The sequence below is a fragment of the Paenibacillus sp. FSL R5-0341 genome (assembly GCF_037975235.1).
In the GTDB taxonomy this organism is placed as follows: Bacteria; Bacillota; Bacilli; order Paenibacillales; family Paenibacillaceae; genus Paenibacillus; species Paenibacillus amylolyticus_A.
In genome coordinates, this window is record NZ_CP150241.1 from 5,085,670 (window position 1) to 5,106,325 (window position 20,656).

22 protein-coding genes and 1 other annotated feature are annotated in these 20,656 nt (G+C 47.1%); all 22 genes read right to left on the reverse strand.

What is annotated here, in order from left to right; translation table 11 throughout:
* Positions 1-464: 464 nt before the first annotated feature.
* Positions 465-2,093, reverse strand: coding sequence for a LysM peptidoglycan-binding domain-containing protein (locus tag MKX75_RS22830; RefSeq protein ID WP_339166954.1), 1,629 nt, complete (start codon positions 2,091-2,093; stop codon positions 465-467).
* Positions 2,094-2,287: 194 nt separating this feature from the next.
* Positions 2,288-3,172 carry a branched-chain-amino-acid transaminase gene (ilvE, locus tag MKX75_RS22835; RefSeq protein ID WP_017692630.1) on the reverse strand — a complete coding sequence of 295 codons (885 nt, stop codon included), beginning with the start codon at positions 3,170-3,172 and terminating at the stop codon, positions 2,288-2,290.
* 148 nt (positions 3,173-3,320) lie between these two features.
* The gene (pheA, locus tag MKX75_RS22840; RefSeq protein WP_339166955.1) at positions 3,321-4,193 is read right to left on the reverse strand and encodes a prephenate dehydratase; all 873 of its coding nucleotides are present in this window, start codon (positions 4,191-4,193) and stop codon (positions 3,321-3,323) included.
* Entirely contained in the window at positions 4,190-5,158 is a 969-nt protein-coding gene (thrB, locus tag MKX75_RS22845) for a homoserine kinase (RefSeq protein ID WP_339166956.1), read from the reverse strand. Before thrB ends, pheA begins: the two co-directional genes overlap by 4 nt.
* Positions 5,155-6,225 carry a threonine synthase gene (gene thrC, locus MKX75_RS22850; RefSeq protein ID WP_036605915.1) on the reverse strand — a complete coding sequence of 357 codons (1,071 nt, stop codon included), beginning with the start codon at positions 6,223-6,225 and terminating at the stop codon, positions 5,155-5,157. The genes thrB and thrC overlap by 4 nt, the downstream gene beginning before the upstream one ends.
* A 115-nt stretch (positions 6,226-6,340) precedes the next feature.
* Positions 6,341-7,627 carry a homoserine dehydrogenase gene (locus tag MKX75_RS22855; protein ID WP_062837793.1) on the reverse strand — a complete coding sequence of 429 codons (1,287 nt, stop codon included), beginning with the start codon at positions 7,625-7,627 and terminating at the stop codon, positions 6,341-6,343.
* A 58-nt stretch (positions 7,628-7,685) separates the two neighbouring features.
* Entirely contained in the window at positions 7,686-8,123 is a 438-nt protein-coding gene (locus MKX75_RS22860; protein WP_017692625.1) for an ACT domain-containing protein, read from the reverse strand.
* A gap of 229 nt (positions 8,124-8,352) precedes the next feature.
* Entirely contained in the window at positions 8,353-9,663 is a 1,311-nt protein-coding gene (gene obgE / locus MKX75_RS22865; protein WP_062837794.1) for a GTPase ObgE, read from the reverse strand.
* A 17-nt stretch (positions 9,664-9,680) separates the two neighbouring features.
* On the reverse strand, positions 9,681-10,478 hold the full coding sequence (locus MKX75_RS22870) for a Spo0B domain-containing protein (RefSeq protein ID WP_339166959.1): 798 nt from the start codon (positions 10,476-10,478) through the stop codon (positions 9,681-9,683).
* Positions 10,479-10,568: 90 nt separating this feature from the next.
* Entirely contained in the window at positions 10,569-10,880 is a 312-nt protein-coding gene (gene rpmA / locus MKX75_RS22875; protein WP_017692622.1) for a 50S ribosomal protein L27, read from the reverse strand.
* 23 nt (positions 10,881-10,903) lie between these two features.
* Entirely contained in the window at positions 10,904-11,233 is a 330-nt protein-coding gene (locus MKX75_RS22880; RefSeq protein WP_036605912.1) for a ribosomal-processing cysteine protease Prp, read from the reverse strand.
* A gap of 14 nt (positions 11,234-11,247) precedes the next feature.
* Positions 11,248-11,559: a 50S ribosomal protein L21 gene (rplU, locus tag MKX75_RS22885; RefSeq protein ID WP_062837795.1), complete on the reverse strand. Its 312-nt coding sequence runs from the start codon at positions 11,557-11,559 to the stop codon at positions 11,248-11,250.
* 14 nt (positions 11,560-11,573) lie between these two features.
* Positions 11,574-11,658: a sequence feature (ribosomal protein L21 leader region), on the reverse strand.
* Between the two features lie 56 nt (positions 11,659-11,714).
* Positions 11,715-12,965 carry an Rne/Rng family ribonuclease gene (locus MKX75_RS22890; protein WP_076333695.1) on the reverse strand — a complete coding sequence of 417 codons (1,251 nt, stop codon included), beginning with the start codon at positions 12,963-12,965 and terminating at the stop codon, positions 11,715-11,717.
* A 106-nt stretch (positions 12,966-13,071) separates the two neighbouring features.
* Entirely contained in the window at positions 13,072-13,932 is an 861-nt protein-coding gene (locus MKX75_RS22895) for a M50 family metallopeptidase (RefSeq protein ID WP_076333696.1), read from the reverse strand.
* Positions 13,925-14,773 (reverse strand): M23 family metallopeptidase, encoded by an 849-nt coding sequence (locus MKX75_RS22900; protein ID WP_076333697.1) that lies wholly within the window; start codon positions 14,771-14,773, stop codon positions 13,925-13,927. The genes MKX75_RS22895 and MKX75_RS22900 overlap by 8 nt, the downstream gene beginning before the upstream one ends.
* Positions 14,774-14,921: 148 nt before the next feature.
* Positions 14,922-15,716, reverse strand: a complete 795-nt coding sequence (gene minD, locus MKX75_RS22905; RefSeq protein ID WP_053783092.1) for a septum site-determining protein MinD — start codon at positions 15,714-15,716, stop codon at positions 14,922-14,924.
* A gap of 3 nt (positions 15,717-15,719) precedes the next feature.
* Positions 15,720-16,382 (reverse strand): septum site-determining protein MinC, encoded by a 663-nt coding sequence (gene minC, locus MKX75_RS22910; RefSeq protein ID WP_017692615.1) that lies wholly within the window; start codon positions 16,380-16,382, stop codon positions 15,720-15,722.
* A 74-nt stretch (positions 16,383-16,456) separates the two neighbouring features.
* Complete coding sequence (mreD, locus tag MKX75_RS22915; protein WP_062837799.1) at positions 16,457-16,990, reverse strand: rod shape-determining protein MreD; 534 nt, start codon at positions 16,988-16,990, stop codon at positions 16,457-16,459.
* Positions 16,990-17,862, reverse strand: coding sequence for a rod shape-determining protein MreC (mreC, locus tag MKX75_RS22920; protein WP_076333698.1), 873 nt, complete (start codon positions 17,860-17,862; stop codon positions 16,990-16,992). Before mreC ends, mreD begins: the two co-directional genes overlap by 1 nt.
* Before the next feature lie 186 nt (positions 17,863-18,048).
* On the reverse strand, positions 18,049-19,083 hold the full coding sequence (locus MKX75_RS22925; RefSeq protein ID WP_024633969.1) for a rod shape-determining protein: 1,035 nt from the start codon (positions 19,081-19,083) through the stop codon (positions 18,049-18,051).
* A gap of 183 nt (positions 19,084-19,266) precedes the next feature.
* Positions 19,267-19,956, reverse strand: a complete 690-nt coding sequence (gene radC / locus MKX75_RS22930) for a DNA repair protein RadC (protein WP_036673540.1) — start codon at positions 19,954-19,956, stop codon at positions 19,267-19,269.
* Positions 19,957-19,996: 40 nt separating this feature from the next.
* On the reverse strand, positions 19,997-20,608 hold the full coding sequence (locus MKX75_RS22935) for a Maf family protein (RefSeq protein ID WP_076333699.1): 612 nt from the start codon (positions 20,606-20,608) through the stop codon (positions 19,997-19,999).
* Positions 20,609-20,656 lie beyond the last annotated feature (48 nt).

Genomic DNA, 20,656 nt, shown 5'->3' on the forward strand with positions numbered 1-20,656 from the left:
GTCCGAAGACTTGTAAAAACTTCTCAGCGTCGATCTTGCAAGCAAGATCGTTACTCACTCGTTGTTCAGTTTTCAAAGATCAAACTTGTTTCTGTTTCCCGTGTCAGCCGTGTGTTTCAGCGGCGACTTAAATAATATATCATACGGCTGAATCTAATGCAACAGTTTTTTTATTTCTTTTCTTTCGTAGTTTTGCACACCAGCAAAGGCTATCGTATGGGTACCCTAACTTGTCTATCATAAATAGTGTGCTCATAGGGTACAAACATATTAACACAATCATGAAAGGGTTTACAATACTTTAGCAATAAAATGCCTTTATCAATCCTAAACAGCCATATCTCCGTTATGCTTACGTGAGTCAATCTATACTCAAACAAACGATAAGCCAGCTCTCTATTACAGAGCTGGCTTCCCGCTGATATAACAATTCCCCTGCTTCTTCAACAATCGCAAACTCTAAGTTAGTTTTGTATCCATGGATTACGGCGCTTTTTATTGGATTTCCGCTGGTTGGAAGTAGTGGTACTCTCTCTGGATGTTTTCCCAGACACGGATACCTTGGATTTATTCTTCAAAGGAGCCTTGGTTGTTCTACGTTTCGCAGCGGTCGGCTTATTCCCGGCTTGCTTGGACTTCGCCTCTGAATCCGCTCCAGCCTCTTCAAGCCCTACCTGACTTAAGTTAGCGTCGTCACGCCCCCCTTTTTTACCACCCTTACCTTGGCCTTGTGGAGGGTACAATTCACCGAAAGCACCAAGCGGGGACGGTGGGACCATATTCTGGGTAGGGTACGGGTTCTGATAAGCATACTCGATAGGCTGGTTTGGCATCGTTGATGTGGACATTTCAGGCGGCATACCGTACGAAGGACCGTACATATTCCAAGCTGGATCCTGATAACCATGTGAAGGATAAGTATACTGAGGCACATGTGTATGTGAACCACATCCGCATGGAGGGTAAGGAAGCATCGAATATGGGGATATAAAAGGTGGCTGATGATTCATATGACTAGGTGCGACATACGATGGAAATGGACTATTCACATGGCCAGCTGGCGATATTGGAAATGAATTGTTTTGCATTTCTGGGGATAAATTTGGCATAACGTTGTTGTGATTATGGCTCTGCTCCGCCCCAGTCCAAGGACTGTTCGGCAGATCACTGCCACTGTAAGGACTAACTTCCGGAATCCCCGGGAACGGTGCATTGTTGCTCGCTCCTGCCGTGTACGTGTCTTGCTGAACACCATACACCTCTTGTACAGGGACAGGGATTTGAACATAAGGATGCTCTGCTGGCGCATGATGCAACTTATTACCACAACCGCAAGGTTTTTTCGTTGCTGGTGCAACCTCAGCTGGAGATTTTGTATTTGGCATTACAGGCAAGGGCATAATTTCAGGCGAAAGATTGGGCATTGTGTATTTCTTGGATTCTGCTACCGGTTTTACGTTAACTTCAGGTTTAACCTCTTCTTTTTTGTGCGTTTCCTTTTCAGGCTTCACTTCAGGAAGTACAGGCAACTGTGGCAGTGCCTCCAGTTCAGGCTTCACATTTGGCTTTTCCGGATTGGCTGGTGGTGGTACAGGAACTGGGACCGGAACTGGAACCTCTGCTACCGGAGCAGGAGGAACTGGTGCAACTGGCGCCGGTGGTTCCGGTTCTTTGACTCCTGTGTATTCCTTACCTTCTGGCGAAAGCTTTTCATGCGCAGCAATGTTGCTGGCACCCGTATTAGACGTGGTGTTTCCTTGTGTATGCATCGAGGGAATGTAGACCGTTTCCCCCACCAGCAGAGCGTTCGGATTTTTCAACTGCGGATTGGCATTGATCATATCTTTTAAAGGAACTCCCCAAGCTTGTGACAACTTCCATAACGAATCTCCTTGCTGAACCTTGTGACTGTGCAGCACTCCTTCAGGTTTCGGTGTTACTGGCTCTGCAGGGATTTTGACCTTCATGCCAATATCCAACTTGTCGGGATTTGTGATTTGCGGATTAGCCGCGATTAATTTGTCCAGCGCTACATTGTATTTTTGGGACAGCAGATATAATGTGTCGCCTTTTTTCACCATGTGTATTTTCACAGGGAACTAACCTCCTAGACGTCATACTTGGGCAGTACATTCGCCCATACCGTTACTACATCCTATGCAGAAACCGGGCTAATGACATCAACTAAACAAAAAAAATCCTCCTGCCTCTAAAATTCCCATACGCCAGGTATGCTGAATTTTATCGGACAAGAAGGATTCCTGTTCCCTATGCTATTCGCTCAATCTTAAGATTCCCACACTTTATAGCCATCTTTGTCAACAATCTGACGGAATGCTTCAAGCAGTCTCAGCGTTACCGGACCTGCTACACCCGTACCAATTGTTCTTCCATCGACTTCATATGCAGCGATAACTTCTGCAGCTGTCCCGGTGAAAAAGACTTCGTCTGCGATATACACATCATGCAGGGTGAATGGCACTTCTTTTAATTCAAGCTCCAGTTCGCCACATAGATCGATAATCGCTTGACGTGTAATTCCTTCAAGTGCTCCGAGATAACAAGGGGGCGTGTACACTACACCATTTTTGATGATGAAGATGTTATCACTTGAACCCTCAGTTACGTAACCTTGGGAGTTCAGCATAATCGCTTCACCAGCACCTGAATAGTTAGACTGGATTTTAACCAGGATGTTATTCAGGTAGTTCAACGATTTAATTTTCGGATTCAATGCGTCCGGAATGTTTCGGCGTTGGGATACAGACACTGCTTTCAATCCAGTAAGATATGCTTCCTCCGGATAGATCGCCAATTGCTCCACAATGATGATTACAGATGCCTTAGGGCAACGTAGCGGGTCCAACCCCAGATTACCAGGGCCACGCGATACAATAAGACGAATATAACCATTACGCATATCATTACGGCGTACCGTTTCAGCCATGACTTCCAGCATCTCATCAATGGACAGCGGGATGTTCAAACTGATGGATTTCGCTGAATCATACAAACGATCCAAGTGGGCCTTACATCTGAAAATGTTTCCGTTATAGATCCGAATACCCTCGAAAATCCCGTCTCCATACAAAAATCCATGGTCATATACCGAAACGGTTGCGTTCTCCTTGGTCACATACTGACCATCTAAATAGATCCATTGTTCTGCCACCGATGACTGCACCTCCATAAAATATCCATTCCTTAAACTCCGAAACGTTATTAACCCGTCCATTGTACACCAAATGACAAGCGAATACTCGCTCATTCTACCCCGACTTATGACAACCTTCTAACATTCACAACCACCATCAGGTCGATTACCTCGAAGGATATGTATAACAAGGATAGCTACCCAGAACGCGCACCTGACAATTCAATGCTTCAATCTCGGACATGGCTGCGGTCAGCAAAACCGAATCGACCGTTTCTACAACATCAATGTAAAAATAGTAACTGCCCAATCGTTTCTTCGTTGGACGTGATTCAAGACGGGTCAGGTTCAGCTTCCGCCAAGCAAAAGCCGACAATACCTGATGCAACGCACCCGGTGCATCTTCTGGCAACGTCACCAGCAAGCTGGTTTTCACATGATCCGGTTCACGCGGAATGTTCACAGGTTCATGACCGATGAGCACAAAACGCGTATAGTTGTTGTCATGATCTGTAACTCGTTCAGCCATAATGTCCAGGCCATGCTTCTGAGCAGCAAGCTTTGTACCGATCGCCACCCAGCCCTTACCTGGATTTTTTTTCACAATTTCTACAGCTTCGGCTGTACTGTTCACGCCTTCAAGGTCTGCCCCAGGCGAATGCAGGCGAATAAAATTCTGACACTGTGGAATAGCCACAGGATGGGACATGATCTTGGTAATTCTACCGAAATCATACTCGCCGCTCTCCGTCTTAAATTCCGAGCCATGTCCAATCACATTCTGGATGGATGGGTACACCCATTCCGCTTGCATCGGAATGTCCACCTCGTTCACAAGCCAGTCCATATGGAGGCTAACAGAACCTTCAATTGTATTTTCAATTGGGATAACACTGTATTGTGCATTCCCGCTATCCGTTGCTCGAAAAACATCCGAAATCAGCTTGGAGTGAAGCAAATCTAACGATTCACCGTTAAACAGGAAATCAATCGCTTCATGAGAAACTGAGCCTTCAGGTAATACTGCAATTCGTTTCATGCATTAACTTCCCCTTTGATTCTGTCCAAAAATGGACGTTCGTCTTGATCAGGCAGCACGGTTACACCGTCCAAATCCGGATCGAGCCACAGTGCTGAAGCAGATATGCCCTCCCGCTCCATGGTGTCCAGCAAATATTGTTCCAATTCCGCTTTTCGTGTGTCATGACGATCTACCAAAGTCAACACAGTTGGCCCAGCTCCGCTCAGTGCAGCTCCCAAAGCTCCATGATCGACAGCGTGTTCCAATATTTCAGCCATGCCTGGTACCAATGATGCCCGGTATGGTTGGTGAATTCGATCTGACATCGCCTTCTGTATCATATCCAGTCGACCACTTGCCAAAGCTGCAACCAGCAGCGAGGATCTGCTAATGTTATGCACGACATCAGACATGCCAAATTGCTCTGGAATCACATTCCTTGCTTTTGAAGTAGACAGCTGAAATTCAGGTACAATAACCAAACCTTGCAGATCTTGATGTGGCTCAATGCGAATATGATCCACCCGCTCACCATCCCATGCAGCTGTAATAATACCGCCATATAGAGATGCACCCACATTATCAGGATGTTTCTCAAGGGATGTGGCCATATCCAAGAGCTTGGCATCGGATAATGGAGCGCCAATTAATGCATTCGCTGCCGCCAGTGCACCAACGATGGCCGATGCACTGCTCCCGAGTCCCCGTGTAAGCGGAATATCGGAATACATGGAAATCTCCAATTCAGGTACAGACACCCCAGCTTCATTGAATACCATCTGTGCAACTTCGTAAATCAAATTCGATTTATCTGTTGGCAGGCCTGTCAAATGATTGCCATGAAGATGAAATGTCGTCTGCTCGGCAGGTTTCATTTCCAACCAGGCATACAAAGACAATGCCATGCCCAGGGTATCAAACCCCGGACCGAGATTGGCTGTACTTGCAGGTATTTTTACGGTTACCTTTTCACGCAAACTCATACAGATTGCTGCTCCAGTTGTGCAATGGCCGCCATTACTGCTTCTTCCGTATCTTCAACAACAAGTGGCTCAGTCGCTACCGTTTTGATTGCAATATTAGGATCTTTCAGGCCATTACCTGTCAACACACAAACGACAGTCTCTCCGCCTTTAAAGTACCCTTCACTCTTCAGTTTGTATACACCGGCAAGGGAAGCCGCAGAAGCAGGTTCTGCAAAAATCCCTTCACGAGAAGCAAGTGTACGATACGCTGTCAGGATTTGTTCATCAGTTACATAGTTAATCTGTCCGCCAGATTCCTCAGCTGCAGCTACTGCTGTTTTCCAGCTTGCCGGATTACCAATTCGAATCGCTGTTGCCACCGTTTCAGGTTCAAGGATCGGCTCACCTTTGACAATAGCCATCGCACCTTCAGCTTCGAAACCAACCATGCGTGGCAACGTGTTAGATTTACCTGCCTCTTTATATTCTTTGAAACCTTTCCAATAAGCCGAGATATTACCCGCATTACCGACTGGAATAGCCAGAACGTCCGGTGCTTCGCCAAGTTGTTCAATAACTTCAAACGCCGCTGTCTTCTGTCCTTCAATCCGGAACGGATTTACGGAGTTTACAAGTGTGATCGGATGCTTGGCTGTGATCTCACGCACAATCTCCAGTGCTCGGTCAAAGTTACCATTGATCGCAATCACTTTAGCTCCATAGATCATGGCTTGGGCCAGTTTACCCAGTGCAATGTTGTTATTCGGGATCAGCACGATACAATTGAGACCACCACGTGCGGCATAGGCCGCAGCAGCTGCTGATGTGTTACCTGTAGATGCACACATGATCGTACGGCTGCCCTCTTCCATGGCTTTAGCAACAGCCATAACCATTCCGCGGTCTTTGAAAGAACCCGTAGGGTTCAAGCCTTCATACTTGAAGTAAACATTTAAGCCGAGTTCCTCAGACAGATTCTCTGCATGAATCAAAGGTGTGTTTCCTTCCTGAAGCGTAAGCAGGGGTGTATTTTCGTTAACTGGAAGGTGCTCTCTGTATGTTTGCAAAAGTCCTTGATATCTCATTGTGGGTAAACTCCTTTATGTTTTAATAATCTGAAATGATGACCTGTTGTACCGGATATGATTAACTTGTACGTTATAACTGAACTAATTGAGATGCCGTACGGGATACGAACAACTATCCTTCCACCCGATACACACTCTTAATGCGGCGAATGACACTGAGTGATTCAAAGTGTTTCAACACTTTATCCATGCTTGCCTTACTTGCATTATGTGTAACGATAATGATCTCGGCATCCGGGTTGTGCTCATTCGGCTGTTGAACAACCGAGGCCAGACTGACATCATATTCTGCGAAAATTTGTGTGATTTGTGCCAATACACCGGCTTTGTCGTCAACGTGTAGTAAAATAAAGTTTTTCGACACGATCTGCTCGTCGCTTTGCAGTCGCTTCGTCTTATAAGGCACAATCGCTTTTAGACCGTTTACGCCAAGTTTAAGGTTTTTGGTAACCGCCACAATGTCAGCTACAACAGAAGTTGCCGTTGGGAGTTCTCCCGCACCTGCACCGTAGAACATCGTCTCCCCTACAGCTTCGCCGTGTACATATACTGCGTTGAAGACACCGTTGACTGAAGCAATCGGGTGATTCTGTCTAACCATAGTCGGCTGAACGCTAATCGTGATCTCATCGTCAATACGGTCCGCAATACCAAGCAATTTCATCTCATATCCAAGTCTTCTGGCATACGTAATGTCTTCACGGGTTACGGAGGATATGCCTCTGACAGTTACATCCTTCAACTCCACATTGGTGCGGAAACCGAGTGTACTCAAGATCGCCATTTTGCGAGCTGCGTCAAGTCCTTCTACATCGGAGGTTGGATCCGATTCAGCGTATCCCAAAGCCTGCGCCTCGGCCAGCACCTCTTCATAGGATGCACCTTCCTGACTCATTTTCGTCAAAATAAAGTTCGTTGTTCCGTTCACAATACCCATAATGCGGGTAATTCGATCGGAAGAGAAACCTTCAATCAACGTACGAATGATTGGAATACCACCCGCAACACTCGCCTCATAGAAGACATCACATTGTTTTTCCTGTGCCTTCGCCAAAATCTCCGTACCGTGCAGGGCCATAAGATCCTTGTTCGCAGTTACGATATGCTTCCCCCGTTCCAACGCTTCAAGAATATACTCCTTCGTCTGATCAATACCGCCCATGACTTCAACGATGACATCAATATCCGGATGACGAATGACTTCCCAAGGATCTTCCGTAAGTTTGGCACGATCTACAGCAATGACACGGTCTTTCTCTGTATTTTTCACTGCGATCTTCTCGATGACAATCGGCGATCCAACCTGACTGCTCAGATCCTCCTGATTTCCTTCCACAATGCGAACGACTCCCGTTCCGACAGTTCCTAGACCCAACAATCCGACTTTTACCGGTTTCACTAACGATCTACCCCCTAATGTCTATTCTTGTCCGTCAGTCCTGTATGTTAAAGCCTAATTAACCTTGGCCTACAATACGCGTGCGCCTTACTCCAGGCATATCTTGCATTCGATCCAGCATTTCACCAATTTCGCCATGAAGATGTGTTGTTTCCACCGAAATGACCACATTGGCCCTTCCCTGAAGCGGGATACTCTGATTAATGGTAAGTACATTGGCCCCATAACCAGCTACATGTCCAAGCACACGAGACAAGATACCCGACTGATGCTCCAGATCAATGGAGATGGTTACAATTCTCTCGCGCTCAAGCTGGTTGATCAGATGAATTCCATCCTTGTACTTATAAAAGGCACTCCGGCTTAATCCGACCTGCTCAACCGCCTCATGCACTGTTTTAACATCACCGGAAGCCAGTAGCTCTTTTACCTGCATGGTCTTCACTACAGCCTCTGGTAAAATATCTTCCCGTACTAAGTAATAGCGTTCGTTCACAGAACGTCCTCTCCTCAAAGACTCATGTATTCATATAGTGGACATTATATAGGATCTATGCCAAAAGGGCAATACATGACACGCCTATTTTTTGAAATACGTTCCTCACAGTATACAAGTTTATCCCTCTCCCATGTCAGAAAAAACAAAAAAAAACGCAGAGCCGTGGGTCAACTTCCCACTTCTCTGCGTCCATATATTAATCTGTCTCTCCATGGAAGACGGCTACTTAGTAGTAACTGCTGCCTTCCACGAATTCGAATTCAAAGTCTCCGATGCGCACGATGGTTCCTTCTACAGCTCCGCGCTTACGCAACTCAGCATCCACACCCATATAACGCAGTGTACGTGCGAGTTTCAGTATAGCCTCATGCGAGTTCAGTTGCATCCGTTTCATCATGCGGTCAATCTTGGCACTTTCGACAACGAACATTTCATTCTCACGCACAATTTTGAAACCATCGTCTTCTTTTTTGTCCAGACTATATACTTTACGTTCAGATACATCTGCTACCTCTTCAACCACTCGCTCGTCTGGAGCCTGATCCAGCAGATCAGCTGCACGATACAGAAGTTCTTGAATCCCTTTCCGGGTCAAGGATGAAATTGGCATCACTTCAATATCAGGTTGAACTTCACGAACTTGCTGTAAGAATTGCTCCAGGTTCGCTTCAGAGTCTGGCATATCCATTTTGTTAGCTGCGACAACTTGCGTTCTCTCGGCGAGAAGCGGATTGTACAACTTCAATTCGTCATTGATTTTCTGCCAGTCTTCAAAAGGATCACGTCCTTCTGAACCCGACATGTCCACCACATGAATAATAATACGGGTACGCTCGACATGACGTAAAAACTCATGTCCCAGTCCGATTCCTTCATGTGCGCCTTCAATCAGACCAGGCAAATCGGCCATAACGAAGCTACGACCTTCACCTACACCAACCACACCCAGATTCGGTGTAATAGTTGTGAAATGGTATGCACCAATCTTTGGCTTGGCTGACGAAACGACAGAAAGCAATGTGGATTTCCCGACACTTGGGAAACCAACCAAACCTACATCCGCCATAACTTTTAATTCGAGCACGATGTAACGCTCTTGTCCTTCTTCACCGTTCTCAGCAAGTTCAGGCGCAGGATTGTTCGGTGTGGCAAATCGGATGTTACCCCGTCCGCCCCGACCACCACGAGCAATAACAACCTGTTGACCGTGACGTGTCATATCCGCCAGTACTTCTCCACTGTCTTCATCCAAGATGATAGTTCCTGGTGGAATGCGCACAATCATGTTCTCCGCGTTTGCACCATGCTGACTTTTATTACGTCCCTTCTCACCACGTGGGGCCTTGAAGTGACGCTGGTAACGGAAATCCATCAACGTCCGCAGACCTTCATCCACACGGAAAATGATGTCAGCTCCTCTGCCTCCATCGCCCCCGGCAGGTCCGCCGTTTGGTACATACTTCTCACGACGGAACGAAATAATTCCGTCCCCTCCGTCTCCGGCTTTCACATAAATCTTCGCTTTATCTACAAACATTGGTTAACCCCTTCTTCCTATATTCCACACGGCATTCTGAATTGTATAAACGTATCCTCAGACGGAAGCTGCTCCGTTCTGACTTTTTTTCCTTTGAGTACGGCAGTAAGCTGCCGCAGTGTTTCCGGATCGGGTGTTTGATCCCCATCCAGTCGGACAACTACATCTCCATGATCCTGTCCGAAGTTCAAGGTCAGTTTGCGAACCTCTCCCCAAGAAGACCGGCCGCCGCCATATTGATAGGCCCTGATTGCATCCGCAATCGCCCCGGTAAGTGACTCGCCATCCTCGGGAGAGACCAGAGCACTAAGCTGCAACTCATCTTCTATTTCCACATGCAATTCCAGCGCGATTCCACTGGCGCGAAATGACTGAAGATAAAATACGAGGGAAGGAATACCCAATCTGGAGATTCGGCTTTCTTCTGTAACCCGCTCTTTTATTCTTTCCACACATTGCAAGGATTTATCAAGTTTGCCCAGCCGAAGATATCCATATAACACCTGAAGGTCGTTCATCCAGTCGTGTCGATGATGATTTAATGAAGCATTTGCTGTCTTTTCCATGGATTGTATGATGGCTCTGCGTTCCGCCTCCGCCTGTTTCTTCATCGCATTCACAGAAATGAGCAATACTGCGACGGACCACAATGCGCACACAACGCTTGAGATCATCGCCGGATACAACATAACGAAAACCAAAGGAATCAGAAGTGAACATGCCGCAATCCACGGCACTCTTTTCCAAGATTTCATGGCTTCTCCCCGTTCTACAAAACTCGGTTGGTCTACACCCACCGTAACCAAGTATAACATGTCTTTTCTGCCAGTTCATTATCGAATAACCGTTGAATACAAAAAACCTCCGGCAAAAATGCCGAAGGCTCCTTAGGCGGAATGCCGATATTACGCTTCTACTGCAGCTGCTACAGGAGCAACGTTAACAGGATAGATGCTTACTTTTTTACGATCGCGTCCCCAACGTTCGAATTTTACAACGCCGTCGATTTTCGCGAACAAAGTGTCATCTTTACCGATACCAACATTAGTTCCTGGGTGAATTTTCGTTCCGCGTTGGCGAACGAGAATGCTACCACCAGTTACAGTTTGACCATCAGCACGTTTAACACCCAGACGTTGAGCATTACTGTCACGTCCGTTCTTCGTGGAACCTACACCTTTTTTCGATGCGAATAACTGAAGATTTAATTTCAACATGATTGGTTGTCCTCCTTCTTTGCTTATTTGAATTGCTGTATTTTAATATACTTCCCGTATGACTCTGCAATATTAGAGAGCATAACCACCATGGATTCGAGTAACAATTGTACCTGGGACCAGGTTTCCCCTCTCTCCAACAAAGGTAAAGAACCACTTAAAAAGCCATTCTTCATCTTGGCATCCATTTCGACACCGGTCAATGTTTCAATCGAGTTCACCGTACCCACTGTAACAGCGGATACCCCGGCACATACGATGTCTTCTCCCCGCTTGGCAAAATTAGCATGCCCTTCGATGGAAAAGCGTTCGATGTTCCCATCCTCATCACGAAAGATTTGAACGATAATCACTTATCGCACCTTCTTTACGCTTTGATTTTTTCGATAGTTACTTTAGTGTACGGTTGACGGTGACCTTGCTTCACATGGTAGTTCTTTTTAGGTTTGTATTTGTATACGATAACCTTTTGTCCTTTGCCATGTTTCTCCACTTTAGCCGTTACAGTAGCTCCGGAAATCAATGGTGTACCTGCTGTCAAACCTTGTTCGTTAGATACAGCCAGGACACGGTCGAACGTTACGCTTTCGCCATCGTTCGCAGTCAATTTCTCGATGAACAGAACATCGCCCTCTTGGACTTTGTACTGTTTGCCGCCTGTTTCAATAATTGCGTACATTTGCCTTGCACCTCCTCATGTCTCAGACTCGCCCGTTCTCAGGTGACAGTGTCCTTTCGGAACTGTTCTTATACCCGGCCAGTGCGGTTACAGCATGTGCAAGACCATTAGGCTAAACACATACTTGAAGATTATATCACGCAATATATCAAAAATCAATGCAAAGGTGAAATATATCTTTTTCCCGTACCATGACAGGAAGAACACGGCTCCACATAGGGTAACGTGCTCTCTTCCCGCACTTTTTTGCGTGTCAGTTCTAGCAAGCCCAGCTTGGTCCAGCCCATCACGAACGCTTTGGTCCGATCCTTCTTGAGCTCACCCTCCAAGGTCGCCGCCACTTCATGCCGATTCGAAGCTTCCTCCATATCAATGAAGTCGACAATAATCATGCCACCGATATCTCGCAGGCGCATCAGACGGGCAATCTCCACTGCTGCCTGCATGTTCGTCTCTGTCACGGTCTCTTCCAGACTGTCACCGCCAGCTCCCGTATATTTGCCTGTGTTCACATCCACTACAGTCAGAGCTTCGGTATGATCAATGACGATATATCCGCCTCCAGGCAACCACACTTTCCGGGCAAAATCCTTGTTCAACTGCTCCTGCACACCATAAGCAGCAAAGATGGACTCTGTTCCCCGATACACCTGTACTTTGGGTTGATGACCGGGACTTATCTCTTCCAGCAACGCTTTTACCTCGCGGGCTTGTCCTTCACTATCAGTGATGACTTCGTCACTGCCTGGCGTATACACATCTCTGATGATTCGCTGTACCATGCTATGATCCCGATGCAATAGGCTCGGGGAAGGCAAACTGTCCGCTTTTTCGCGAATCAGGTACCACTGCGCACGTAATGTTTCCAAGTCTGCCTGAATGGCTTCATGCTGTTCTTCTGCAGATACGGTTCGGATAATAAGCCCTTCTTCATCCCGTCTCAGTTGCTCTCCAAGCGCCTTAAGGCGGGAACGATCACCCTCCCGGGCAATTTTCTTGGATACCGCCACATAGTCGGCAATAGGCATGTAGACAAGCCAGCGGCCCGGAAGTGAATAATGAGTCGTCACCCGGGCTCCCTTGCCTCCTACCGGTTCCTTCAGAACCTGAACAATGACTTCCTGACCCGGACGAAGCAACTCCGAGATGGAAGGCTTCACCTTGGGCTGCTTCTCCAGATGGGGATGCAACACATCGTCCACATATAGAAACGCATTCTTTTTCTGACCGATATCCACAAAAGCAGCCTGCATACCCGGTAACACATTCACGACCCGTCCCTTGAAAAAGGAACCCAGCAGTCCACGCTCGCGTGTACGTTCTGCCGTGAATTCCACAGCTTTGCCTTCTTCCAGAAGCGCCATTTGCATGAGGTTATGTTCATTATGTACAATCATTTGTTTCATGGCTTCACCTCTAGAAGACAATTCAATTCATCCACATCCATTTCAGTATCTTTACATTTCTCATTGTACATGTATTAACCCATTTCAGAACAGGTCCACCAGAACACTACAACTTATCGCCATTTTGTTGAAAATAGGAACCGATAATGCGTTGTTCAGGCAATACTGCCATAATTCGTCCCTGTCTGTTCATCACGTATACCATATGGTATCTTTCTCTCTTTAATAGACGCAAAATAGTGTCCAAAGGTTTCGCTGGAAATGAGATTATTGGCTGCGCCAAACTGCCAGTAGCCGCATGCCGAGCGAAAGCGCCCTCCCGATTCATGAGAAAACGGATAAAGCGATAGGGCACATTTCGGTAATCCGTCAGGTTAGAATAGAACAAAAAAAGACCGATTAACAGAATGTTGAGCGGTAGGCCGTAATCTCCGGTAAGCCATCGGCTGATGGCAACCAAAATTACCCCTACACTACAGAGGATGCTAATTCTGTAAGTCCACATTAATGTTGTATAGTAGGGTGCCCACAGACTGACAAGCGCCTGCACAATTTTACCGCCGTCCAGAGGCAGTACGGGTAGCAGATTAAAGAGGGCAATGAGCAGATTCCCCTGAATGATGTAGTTCAGAAAAATAGGATCGCCCAGATTGCCATACTGCAGCAGCCATACCACGCCTACCATTAGCATGTTTTGCAATGGACCTGCCAGAGCGATCATGATTTCCCGGAAGGCCGTGATGTTGCCTCCATCTTCAATAACCGCCACCCCTCCAAAAGGCAGCATCTGGATGGATACGACACGACAGCCCAGAAGGGCCGCCGCCGCAGCATGTCCACATTCATGAATGAATACGATGGCAAACAACGTAATGAGTTCAATGAAATGTCCAGTCAGAAGAGAAGCCATCATGATAATTACAAAAAACGGGTGAAACGTAATACGCACTCCCCAGACCCTAATCAAGGGCAACGACTTCCGCTGGGTCTACGTACTCCTCACCCTCTTTGACCGCAAAATAGAGCGTGGCCGGTTGTTCACCACCCGTAGTCTTGAGACTCCCTACTGCATTCCCCGCTTCAACCCAATCGTTCACGTTCACTTCACTTTCGTTCAACCGACCGTATATTGCCGTGACATTGCCTGTATGCTGGATGACAACCGTGAATCCACTTGCTGCATCTCCGATAACCTCCATGACACGCCCTGCATCCGAACTGGCGACCTGTATAAGTTCTGCACCTGCGGCATCCGGAACGATCTCAATTCCCTTCATGCTCAGCGCAAATGGCTGAACCACTGTGCCCGAGATCGGTTTGCCCAGTAACTGCCGAATACCGGAACCATTGACAGCATCCGTTGTATGTCCGAGAACCGGTAGAAACGAAGGCGTTCCTCCAAAGTGCCGTTCATACCAGGCTGCAGCAGAGGCAAAATCCATATCTCGATGGAGTGCATCGGTAATTACTGTTTTGGGTGATGTGGTCCACGAGGTATCCAATTGAAACAGCCCCCATACTCCGCCAAATATCAAAGCACTAATGGCTGTCCGCCTTAAAAGTGACTTGAACAGGTTGAATCTCGAATGCCCGCCTGGAACGAAATGACCATTCTCTTTTTTCCATAACCATTCCGGGTCTCTTTCCTGCATCCCTTCGCTAGACGTAAACGGCTTCCGGTGTATGATCTCATTCTTGTCCAATAGTGAACCTACTTTTTGCTCCTGCAAGACTTCCACAGTCGCACCGTCCATCAGTCGCCGAATGCGTTCTTCTCGTCTCTGCTTGATTCTGAGTTTCGTGTTCATGGAATGTCCTCCCGCCGAGGCTTGTTTACTACATCCTATGAAGAGGCGGTTGATAATATGAACAAGCCTGACGGCAGGCAACAAAAAAAGCCGGGCTATAAGCCACGGCTGTCATGTATTCAGGTGATGAATAAGTTCGTTTAACGAATTAACCCATTCCGAAGAACTTTTTGAAGCGGGTAAAAGCACCCTTTTTCTGCTCCAGCTGCATCAATGGGACCGTATCTCCCAAAATGCGTCGTGCAATATTTCTATACGCAATCGCTGCAAGTGAATCCGGATTCATGACCGTAGGTTCTCCTGAATTGGCCGCTTTGATGACCAGTTCATCATCAGGTACGATACCAATCAGGTCAATATTAAGTACTTGTAAAATACCATCGATATCCAGCATGTCACCCGATTTAACCATATTATTGCGAATTCGATTCACCACCAGCTTCGGTGATTGAATGTGTGAACTCTCCAGCAGCCCGATGACACGATCCGCATCACGTACTGCAGCATTTTCCGGTGTAGTGACCACGATGGCCTGATCTGCTCCTGCTACCGCATTTTTGAAACCCTGCTCTATACCGGCTGGGCAATCAATAATGACGTATTCAAAATCTTTTTTTAGTTCAAGGATAATATCCTTCACCTGTTCTGGCGACACCGAGTTTTTGTCTCTCGTCTGCGCCGCAGGCAACATATATAATTCTTCGAAACGCTTGTCTTTGACCAAAGCCTGATTCAGACGGCAGCGGCCGTCCGCAACGTCGCACAGATCGTAAATAATACGGTTTTCGAGTCCCATCACGACATCCAAATTACGAAGGCCGATATCGGTATCTACCAGACAAACCTTTTTGCCGAGCAGCGCCAGCGCTGTCCCGATGTTTGCCGAGGTGGTTGTTTTACCCACGCCGCCTTTACCCGAAGTGATCACGATCGCCTCTCCCATGAGCTACACTCCTTTAAACACATTAAAATCTCGGCGCAACCGAACGATATTGCTCATCTTGTCTATCTGCATCTGATTGTCCTGTAAGTAAGCAAATTCCATTCCGGTCTCTCGGCTCTCCCATTCATCGGGAGGACGACTGATGATATCCGCAATCCGCAGCTGCGTCGGTGCAAACACCGAAGCGGCAATGATGGCTTCTTCGTCCCCGCCAATTCCGGCATGAGCCATACCTCTGAGTGAACCCAACACATATATATCTCCGGTACACGTCACCGTGCCCCCCGGATTGATATCCCCAAGAAACAGGAGATTTCCTTCATGATGAAGCACCTGGCCTGAACGCACCATACCACACATGGTTACAATCGGCGGCGGTCCTTTAACCTCCGGTTGGAGTGCAGGTGAGTCAATGGATCGAATAAGCAGATTCCCTTTTTGCTTCAATATATCGAGGATCGCTTCTTTCTGGTCCTCTGTCACTTCGCGGGCACCCAACTTGATATCCACATGAACAATCGGTCCGGTCAAAATATTTTGATGGCTGTGTTCCAGCTTATAGCGGAGCTCATAGAGCAATTCCTCGAATTCACATTGATCGTCCAACAGGAAAACCAGGCCGTCTCGGATGCCTTTAATCGTTACGTGATTCGATTTTACCGTCATAAGCCTGTCCCTCCCATCTCATTACATTTCGTGCCCGGGGCCCCAAGTTCCTGCTTTGCGCTCCATAAATGTATTTAAGAAGCTTCTTCTGTCTTGCTCCGTCTCTTGCCGATCCGCTCCAGTTGTTTCCGAAGCGGGACATAAATGATCAAGGCAAACACAAAATGAACGAACAAATTAGGAATCATGTATTCAAGCAACGCCCAGTCAAAGGTCACATGGTTAAGTTGGAAGAGCTTGTACAGGAAGAACAGCATGGTGTCATTAAGCAGACTTCCCAAAATGACAACCGATACCATAACCGGCAGAGGTGCACGCGGTGCTTGAAAAATGAGTCCCATCATGTATGCCGATAATCCCATGGAGAATCCGTAAGGTCCAATCATCTCGCCGTAGAATACGACGTCATGTAATAGTCCAAAAAATATACCGAGCACTAGTGCTGTGTGCCGATGATGATATACAGCGATAAACAAAATTACGATATAAACCAGATTGGCAGAAATACGCATCTGCCAGCCAGAAGGAATGAGCAGCGGTAAAATCGTGCCTTCCGCAATGAACAAAACGAATAACAGCAGGAACAAGACTTGCTTGCGCGTCACCATTATTCTTTTACCTCAGGCGGGATAATGACAATCAGCTCTTTCCAGTCAAGGAAGCTTGCATACGGGTCAATTGTAGCTGTTTGCGTTAAACCATATTCACTTTTCTCTACACTCTTAACTTCGCCAATCCGCATATACTTGGGAAAGTTATTGATGATCCCTGAAGAGATGATCTCATCACCCTTTTGGATGTCAGAATCCTCTGAAATCTTGGTCATTTTGAGCATGCCCGTCTTCGGATCGTAGCTCTCAATCATACCAAACACTTTCTCCTTACCTACTGCCGTTGCTGCGATGGCATTGGATGTTGGATCATTGGCGTCCATGGACGTTAACAGATTAACCGTTGATGTATATGAGCTGACATGACTAATTACGCCGACCAGCCCTTCCTGCGAGGTAACGGCCATCCCAGGCTTAATTCCCGCATTTTCACCGATATCAATGTTAATGGTTCTGCTGTTTGGATCGGAATTGGCACTGATAACCTGAGCAATTCGTGAACCATAATTATACCGATTCTTCTGTTCTTCGGTGAAATTGAGCGCTTTCTGAAGCTGCTCATTCACTTGCTCCATATCATTGTACTTCAGCCGATCTCGGGTATAGTGCCCCATCGCGATACGAAGCTCTTCATTCTCTTCATATACCGTACGCATGTTCGCTACATCTTTGAAAAAGCCCGCTACATAGGAAGCGGGCTTGTAAAATACGTATTGTACAAATCCAACTGAATCCTTCAGGAATTTCTCCGGCCAGGATAGAGTGGTTCGCGGACTGAGCGTAAAGCCCATTAACGCGATAAATGTAACAAGGCCCACCAGCAAAACAAAAAGTCTTTTGTTGCCTAGCAGTTTAAACAGTTCGAACACCCTCTAACATCCATTATTCTCTTCCGAGCCATGCCCGGCGGGGAGACTGTCAGACCTGTAGTCCCTGCGAGAATATCAGCTGATCCTCCCCTGTTAAGCGGGTAATAGCTCATCCCCGGGGTTAACCGGGTACTCTATAACGATACCTTGCCACTTAGTCGCAATGCCAAGTTAGGCAAATACCAATTAACGTTTGGAACGAACTGCCGAACTGCTTCTGCTTTTGAACAAATGAATATTCTCTAGCGCTTTACCTGTTCCGATCGCTACACAATCCAACGGGTTCTCAGCCACAATGACAGGCATTCCTGTCTCACCAGCAAGAAGCTTGTCCAGATTGCGGAGCAGTGCTCCACCACCTGTAAGAACGATACCGCGGTCCATGATATCGGCTGCAAGTTCAGGCGGGCATTTTTCGAGTGTTACTTTTACCGCTTCAACAATCGCATTCACGGTATCAGCCAGCGCTTCGCTGATCTCGTCCGAAGTAATCGTGATCGTCTTCGGCAGACCTGTAACGAGGTCACGTCCACGAATTTCCATCGTTTCTACTTGCTCCAGTGGCATTGCTGATCCGATGTCCATCTTCAATTGCTCTGAAGTACGCTCACCGATCATCAAATTGTATTGGCGTTTGATGTACTGGATAACGGATTCATCCATCTCGTCACCCGCTACACGAACCGAACGGCTCGTTACAATACCGCCAAGAGAGATGACAGCCACTTCCGTTGTACCTCCACCAATATCGACAACCATACTACCCGTTGGTTCCCATACAGGCAGATCTGCACCAATTGCAGCTGCAAAAGGCTCTTCAATCGTATAGGCTTCACGTGCTCCAGCCTGTTTGGTTGCATCTTCAACCGCGCGTTGTTCTACTGCCGTAATCCCGGATGGTACACATACCATCACATTTGGATGACGCTGGAACATGGAGCGTTGTTTTTGCGCCTCACGGATGAAATATTTGATCATCGTTGCCGTTGTATCAAAATCGGCAATAACGCCATCTTTCATTGGACGAATGGCACGAATGTTACCTGGTGTACGACCAATCATTTTTTTGGCGGCTTCACCTACTGCCTCGATGCTTTTTGTATCTGTCCGTATAGCGACAACGGAAGGTTCCCGCACCACAATTCCTTTTCCTCGTACATAAACCAACGTATTTGCTGTCCCCAAGTCAATACCCAAATCTTTCGTAAAACCACCAAACATAACATAATCTCCTTTTCTGCCTCATATAGCCGCTCTATTCTGATCCAGAGCGTAACAATTTCATTCCCACGCAACACGTGGAGCTAATATTCGCATTTGTTTTTTTGCATTTGTAAAGTGAACCTATCTTTTACGGACAACGCCGTTAACATTCATAGGAAAACATCAACGCCAACCATTATATTATACTAAGCCCTTCTCCTTCAAACTTACGTACGTTCCATCTCCGATAATAATATGATCAAGCACGTCAATGCCGACAATAGCACCTGCTTCAATCAGTCGCTTGGTTATTTGGATATCCTCCGGACTCGGCGTAGGATCACCACTGGGATGGTTGTGTGCGCACACAATCGATGCGCTGCTGCATTTGATGGCAGCCCGGAACACTTCACGCGGATGTACAATCGAAGCGTTAAGGCTGCCCATGGAGAGTGTTTCCTGGGCAATAATATGATTTTTGCTATTCAGAAAGAGACACACAAAATGTTCTTTCTGCAAGTAACGCAATTGTTCCATCAGGATGTCAGCTGCATCACGCGGTGTACGGATTGAAGTCGACTGTGTGAGTCTGCTCTTGGCAATCCGATGCCCCAGCTCAATGCCGGCTTTCAATTGCACAGCCTTGGCATTGCCAATCCCTTTCATCGCAGTCAATTCTTCCAGGCTCAGATCCATCAACGAGCGAATGCCACCCGCTTCGGCGAGAATCCGCTGTGCCATATGCACCGCGGATTCCTGTCTTGTGCCTGTTCGAAGTAAAATCGCCAGTAATTCAGCATGGCTTAAGGCGCCCGCCCCGTATTCCATCATGCGTTCTCTCGGGCGTTCTTCCTGGGGGATGTCGCGCATCATGTATTGAGGCGACTCCATATGTTCCCTCTTTTCAGTTCAAAACGTCAGTTGGCTTAACTCAAGTTCGCGGCAACACATGGACGCCAAACCCATCCAACATATCACTCAGCAAGGATAAGGGCAGGCCAACCACATTAAAATAACATCCTTCAATACGGTCGATCAGTGAAGCGCCAATGCCCTGAATGGCATAAGATCCTGCCTTATCCGAAGGCTCTCCTGTCTGCACATAGGCACGGATGGTCGCATCCGACAGTTCTTTCATCGTTACATCGGTTTGACGGTAATGAACAACCGACTGTCCATTGCCTGCATCAATACAAGCTACGCCGGTAAAAACCCGATGTACACGTCCCTGTAGACGGCTTAACATACGTTCAGCATCCGCTTCGTCTACGGGTTTGCCTAGAATCTCACCATCCAGAACGACAACGGTGTCACTACCAACAATAATGGCTTCCTGCTCACGGCCTTCAAGCCCGCGATACACGGCAAGTGCCTTGCGCAAAGCAAGCTCCTGTACCGTCTGTTCAGGAGTCCACTCTGGTGGTGTGTCTTCATCGGCATGACTTGGTATTACATCAAACGCTAAGTGGAGTGATGCGATCAGTTCTTTGCGCCGAGGCGATGTGGAGGCCAGAATAATAGGGCGCTGCTGATTGTTATCCATAATGAACGGCTCCTTATGCTACGGCAACATCCTGTCCGGATCACGATA